Annotated in this window: 5 protein-coding genes; all 5 read right to left on the reverse strand. The window is 71.3% G+C overall.

From position 1 onward, the window contains the following. A partial coding sequence (locus tag H0U68_RS05630) for an excinuclease ABC subunit UvrA (RefSeq protein ID WP_296353513.1) occupies nucleotides 1-2,656 on the reverse strand: 2,656 nt, incomplete at its 3' end. Between the two features lie 6 nt (nucleotides 2,657-2,662). Then, nucleotides 2,663-2,884, reverse strand: a complete 222-nt coding sequence (locus tag H0U68_RS05635; protein ID WP_296353515.1) for a hypothetical protein — start codon at nucleotides 2,882-2,884, stop codon at nucleotides 2,663-2,665. A gap of 38 nt (nucleotides 2,885-2,922) precedes the next feature. After that, nucleotides 2,923-4,188, reverse strand: coding sequence for an RNA polymerase sigma factor (locus H0U68_RS05640; protein WP_296353517.1), 1,266 nt, complete (start codon nucleotides 4,186-4,188; stop codon nucleotides 2,923-2,925). A gap of 50 nt (nucleotides 4,189-4,238) precedes the next feature. Further along, nucleotides 4,239-4,661, reverse strand: coding sequence for a YciI family protein (locus tag H0U68_RS05645; protein ID WP_296353519.1), 423 nt, complete (start codon nucleotides 4,659-4,661; stop codon nucleotides 4,239-4,241). A gap of 75 nt (nucleotides 4,662-4,736) precedes the next feature. Beyond that, nucleotides 4,737-4,942 (reverse strand): DUF6596 domain-containing protein (locus H0U68_RS05650; protein ID WP_296353520.1); only part of this gene is annotated, 206 nt, incomplete at its 5' end.

A 4,942-nucleotide genomic window follows, 5' to 3' on the forward strand; every position in this document is an offset into this window, starting at 1 on the left:
GCGTGCCGGCGGCGACCACGCGGCCGCCCTGCGCGCCGGCACCGGGGCCGATGTCGATCACCCAGTCGCTGCGCGCCACGACACGCATCTCGTGCTCGACCAGCACCACCGTGTTGCCTTCGGCCACCAGCAGGTCCAGCTGGTCCATCAGCCGGTCCACGTCGGCGGCGTGCAGGCCGGTGGTGGGCTCGTCCAGCACGTACAGGGTATCGCCGCGGTGGGCGCGCTGCAGCTCGGTGGCCAGCTTGATGCGCTGCGCCTCGCCGCCCGACAGCTCGGTGGCCGGCTGGCCCAGGCGCAAATAGCCCAGGCCGATGTCGCGCAGCACCGCGAGCGGGCGCAGCACCTGCGGCTGGCCGGCGAAGAACTCCACCGCATCGTCCACCGTCATGCCCAGCACCTGCGCGATGTTGCGCTCCTGCCATTGCACTTGCAGCGTCTGCGGGTTGTAGCGCGCGCCGTGGCAGTCCGGGCACGGCGCGTACACGCTTGGCATGAACAGCAGCTCCACCGAGACGGAACCTTCGCCCTCGCAGGTATCGCAGCGGCCCTTGGCCACGTTGAACGAGAAGCGGCCGGCGTCGTAGCGCCGTTTGCGCGCCTGCGGCGTGCCAGCGAACAGCTTGCGCACCGCGTCGAACAGGCCGGTGTAGGTGGCCAGGTTGGAGCGCGGCGTGCGGCCGATCGGCTTCTGGTCCACCTGCACCAGCCGGCGGATGTGCCGCAGGTCGCCGGCCAGCCGGCCGCCGCTGCCGGGCGCCGCGCCGGGCACGACCACGTCGCCGGCGTCTTCTTCCGGCGCCGGCAGGTCCTGGCCCAGGTGCCGCGACACCGCTTCCAGCAGCGCCTGGCTCACCAGGCTGGATTTGCCGGAACCGGACACGCCGGTCACGGCCGTGAGACAGCCGAGCGGGAACGCGGCGTCGAGCGCGCGCAGGTTGTTGCGGCTCACGCCTTCCAGCCGCAGCCAGCCTTGCGGTACGCGACCCTTCCGTTCGGGCTGAGCCTGCCTGTCCTGAGCCTTGTCGAAGGGTCGAAGCCCCGCATGCGCATCCGCGAACAGGTAGCGGCGCGTCTGCGATTCCTCGACGTCGGCCAGCCCATCGGGCGGTCCGCTGTACAGCACGCGGCCGCCCTGCTCGCCCGCGGCCGGGCCGACGTCGACCAGCCAGTCGGCCGCGCGCATGGTGCCCAGGTCGTGCTCGACCACGTAGACGCTGTTGCCGGCCGCCTTCAGCCGCTGCAATGCGTCGAGCAGCGCCTCGCTGTCGGCCGGATGCAGGCCGGCCGAAGGTTCGTCCAGCACGTAGATCACGCCGAACAACTGCGAGCCCAGCTGCGCGGCCAGCCGCAGGCGCTGCAGCTCGCCGGGCGACAGCGTCGGCGTGCTGCGGTCCAGCGACAGGTAGCCCAGGCCCAGCTGCGCCAGCGTCTGCACGCGCGCCAGCACGTCGTGCGCGAGGCGCTGCGCCGCCATGCGTTTTTCTTCGGACAGGTGCGGCGTCAGGCGCACGTCGGGCGCGGCGGCATGCGACGCGCCGCCGTGCGCCACGCGCTCACGCGTGGCGGCGCGCGAGGCCGCGCGGCTCATGCGCGCAGCGCCGCTTTCCTCCACCAAACGCCCTTCGGCCGCAGGCCGCAGCACCTCGGCCAGTTCCGACAGCGGCATGTGCGCCATCTCGCCGATGTCCAGCCCGGCGAAGGTGACAGACAGCGCCTCGGGTTTGAGCCGCTTGCCGGCGCACGCCGGGCACAGGCTGGCCACCATGAAACGCGACACGCGCTTTTTCATCAGCGCGCTCTGCGTGGTGGCGAAGGTCTGCAGCACGTAATTGCGCGCGCTGGTGAAAGTGCCCATGTAGCTCGGCTCCGTTTTCGCCCGCAGCGCGGCGCGGGTTTCCTTCGGCGTGAAGCCGGCGTACACCGGCACCGTGGGCGTCTCGTCGGTGAACAGGATCCAGTCGCGCACCTTTTTCGGCAGCGCGCGCCAGGGCGTGTCCACGTCGTGGCCGAGCGTGACCAGGATGTCGCGCAGGTTCTGTCCGTGCCAGGCCGGCGGCCAGGCGGCGATGGCGCGCTCGCGGATGGTGAGCGTGTCGTCGGGCACCATGGACTGCTCCGTCACCTCGTACACATGGCCCTGGCCGTGGCAGCGCGGGCAGGCCCCTTGCGGCGTGTTGGGCGAGAAGTCCTCGGCGAACAGCATGGGCTGCCTGGCCGGATAGCTGCCGGCGCGCGAATACAGCATGCGCAGCAGGTTGCCGATGGAGCTGACGCTGCCCACCGAGGAACGCATGCTCGGCGCGCCGCGCTGCTGCTGCAGCGCTACCGCCGGCGGCAGGCCGTCGATGCTGTCCACGTCGGGCACGCCGGCCTGGTCGATCAGCCGCCGCGCATAGGGCGACACGGATTCCAGGTAGCGCCGCTGCGCCTCCGCGAAGATGGTGCCGAAGGCGAGCGAGGATTTGCCCGAGCCCGAGACGCCGGTGAACACCACCAGCGCCTCGCGCGGCACGTCGACGTCCACGTCCTTCAGGTTGTGCTCGCGCGCGCCGCGCACCCGCACGTAGCCGCTGCGCGCCGCATTGCTCGTTGCCGGCGGCAGCTCGGCGGCCGATCCGTCGGCGCCGTTGCTGTTCTTGTTGTCCTTGGCCATCGGCGGCTATTTCTCCTCCATGTCGCGCAGCGCCTCGATGTCCTCGACGGCTTTCTTCAGGCAGGCCTCGGCACCGCCGCCGGCCCAGCGCGGCAGTGTCGGGTCGCGCTCGGCCGTGCCCATCTTCAGGAAGCGGGTGCGAAAGAAGATCTTGTACGACCCCGCGTCGTATTCGATGCGGTAGGTGAGCTGCTTTCCCTGGCTGCGGGTGTGGAACGCGGTCTGCATGGCTGTGCCACCATACCTCGCCGCGGCGGGCCGTGGAGTCAGCCGGCGCCCAGTTCGTCGGCGCGCCGCTGAAGAAAATCCTTTTCGCGCGTGTTGCCAGCCAGCGCCGCGGCGCGCATGAATTCGGCGCGCGCCTCATCGTTGCGGCCGAGCTTGGCCAGCAGGTCGCCGCGCACGCTGGGCAGCCACTGGTAGGCGCGCAGGGATTTTTCCTGCAGCAGCCCGTCGACGATGTCCAGCCCGGCCGCCGGCCCGTGCGCCATGCTGACCGCCACCGCGCGGTTGAGCTGCACCACCGGCGACGGCATGGCCTGGGCCAGCGCGTCGTACAGCGCGGCGATGCGCGCCCAGTCGGTCTCCTCCGGGGTGCGCGCCCGCGCGTGACAGGCGGCGATCGCGGCCTGCAGCGCGTAGGGGCCAAGCGTGCCGCCGAGCTGTTCGGCGCGCGCCAGCGCCGCGAGGCCGCGGCGGATGAGGACTCCGTCCCAGCGTGCACGGTCCTGGGCGAGCAACAGGACCGGCTCACCCGCGGGTCCGACCCGCGCGCGCGAGCGCGAGGCCTGAATCTCCATCAGGGCGACGAGTCCGTGGACCTCCGGCTCCCGCGGAGCGAGCTCAGCCACGATGCGTCCCAAGCGCAGCGCGTCGTCGCATAGCGCCGGTCGCAGCCAGTCGTCGCCGGCGGTCGCCGAGTAGCCCTCGTTGAAGATCGCGTAGATCACCTCGAGGACCGTCGACAGCCGGGCGTCTCGCTCGTCGCCGCTCGGAACCTCGATCGGGACGCGCGCCGCGGCGAGGGTTCGCTTGGCCCTGACGATCCGTTGCGCGACGGTCGACTCCGGGGCCAGGAACGCCCGGGCGATCTCCGGAGTGGTCAGCGCGCCCACCAGACGCAGCGTGAGCGCGACCCGCGCTTCGGTCGAGAGAACCGGATGGCAGGCCGTGAATATCAGCGAGAGCAGGTCGTCGCCGATGTCGTCGTCGAGGGCCGCGTCGAGATCGGGCTCGGCGACCTGCCGGTCGACCTCGAGCTCGCGACCGAGCTCGTCGCGCTTGCGCTCGAGCAGCTCGTCTCGGCGCAGCCGGTCGATCGCCCGATGCTTCGCGACGGCCATGAGCCAGGCGCCCGGGTTGTCCGGGACGCCTGACTCGGGCCACTGCTCGAGCGCCGCCACGAGCGCGTCCTGGGCCAGGTCCTCGGCTAGGCCGACGTCGCGCACCATCCGTGCGAGGCCGGCGATCAGCTTGGCGGACTCGATCCGCCATACCGCATCGATCGCACGGTGGCTGTCGGTGGCGGTCATGGCGGTCGAGTCCCGGTCGGGGCCGCACTCACGGCGGCCCAGAGCGTGGCCTACTGCTGGTTCTGCTCCGTCTGGGCGCGCAGGCGGTCCTCCTGCTCGCGCAGCTCCGGCGTCAGCTCGTCGCCGAAGTCGTCGGCCTCGAAGACCGGCCGCAGCTCGATCTCCGTCCCGCCGTCGAACGGGGCCCGCTTGAGCCACTCGACCGCCTCGTCCATCGACCTGACCTGCCACAGCCAGTAGCCGGCGATGAGCTCCTTGGTCTCGGTGAAGGGGCCGTCGATCACGGTGCGTCCGCTGCCGGAGAACCTGACGCGCGCGCCCCTCGAGCTCGGATGCAGCCCTTCGCCGGCGAGCATCACGCCGGCCTTGACCAGCTCCTCGTTGTAATTACCCATCTCGGTGAGGAGCTCCCGGCTGGGCATGACACCCGCCTCGCTGTCGTTATCGGCCTTGACCAGGACCATGACTCGCATCGCTGTGCCTCCTTGTACCTTCGCTTTCGGAGCCGGGCCTTCAGACGACCTCTGCCGTCCGCGCCTAGGCTCCCTCTATCCATACATCGAACGGCGCGGATGCGAATCGACACGGCGTCGAGTTTTTCCGGCCCTACGCCTCGGGCGCCGGCCGATCCGGCCCTCGAGGTCGAGTCGCGCCGGCAGCCGGGCGTGGTTGAGGAGCATCAGCGCGAGCAGCCCGCGCGCTTCCGGTTCCTCGGTGGCGCAGCCGATCGCCGAGGCCCTCGAGCGCCTTGGGG

The organism is Ramlibacter sp. (genome assembly GCF_013697775.1).
Classification (GTDB): domain Bacteria; phylum Pseudomonadota; class Gammaproteobacteria; order Burkholderiales; family Burkholderiaceae_C; genus Ramlibacter.

Coding starts and splice junctions, on each gene's coding strand:
- H0U68_RS05635 (WP_296353515.1), bottom strand. CDS start 2,884: ATGCAGACCGCGTTCCACACCCGCAGCCAGGGAAAGCAGCTCACCTAC.
- H0U68_RS05640 (WP_296353517.1), bottom strand. CDS start 4,188: ATGACCGCCACCGACAGCCACCGTGCGATCGATGCGGTATGGCGGATC.
- H0U68_RS05645 (WP_296353519.1), bottom strand. CDS start 4,661: ATGCGAGTCATGGTCCTGGTCAAGGCCGATAACGACAGCGAGGCGGGT.